This is a genomic window from Delftia sp. CH05, assembly GCF_009827015.1.
Classification (GTDB): Bacteria; Pseudomonadota; Gammaproteobacteria; order Burkholderiales; family Burkholderiaceae_C; genus Comamonas; species Comamonas tsuruhatensis.
In genome coordinates, this window is the sequence record NZ_WUMG01000111.1 from 1 (window position 1) to 737 (window position 737).

A 737-nucleotide genomic window follows, 5' to 3' on the forward strand; every position below is an offset into this window, starting at 1 on the left:
TCCTCCTTGATGGTCACGCTGGTGGCGGGACCAAAGGCACTGGCCGCATTGGACACGGAGAACGCGTAGTTGAACGGCGTGCCCACAGCCAGGCTGCCGGGATTGGCCTTGGTGACCGTCAACGCAGGCGTGCCTGGCGTGACCGGAGTTACCGGTGTGGAAGCGCAGTCTGTCGTACACCCTGCCGTCGGATTGACGGGGCTGATGCCGCCCGACGGATCGTAGGAGGCCGTGTTGGTGCTCGAACCCACAGCCGTCGGAACAGCCGGCAGGTTGAAGCTGGTGCTGCCACCGGCTGCTACCGAGGTCGTGAAGTTCACCGTACACGTCAGGACGGCGCTGCCATTGCCCGCAAACGGGAAGGTGTTGGGCGCGCAGGTCGCACTGGCCACGTTCGCACCGGTCGGCACACCCGTGATGCTGATCCCCGCAGGCACCAAGTCCTTGATGGTCACGCTGGTGGCGGGACCAAAGGCACTGGCCGCATTGGACACGGAGAACGCGTAGTTGAACGGCGTGCCCACAGCCAGGCTGCCGGGATTGGCCTTGGTGACCGTCAACGCAGGCGTGCCTGGCGTGACCGGAGTTACCGGTGTGGAAGCGCAGTCTGTCGTACACCCTGCCGTCGGATTGACGGGGCTGATGCCGCCCGACGGATCGTAGGAGGCCGTGTTGGTGCTCGAACCCACAGCCGTCGGAACAGCCGGCAGGTTGAAGCTGGTGCTGCCACCGGCTGC

1 pseudogene is annotated in these 737 nt (G+C 65.5%); it reads right to left on the reverse strand.

The features are described 5' to 3' along the window. A pseudogene (locus GRX31_RS30425) lies at nt 1–737 on the reverse strand (hypothetical protein); the annotation flags it as partial.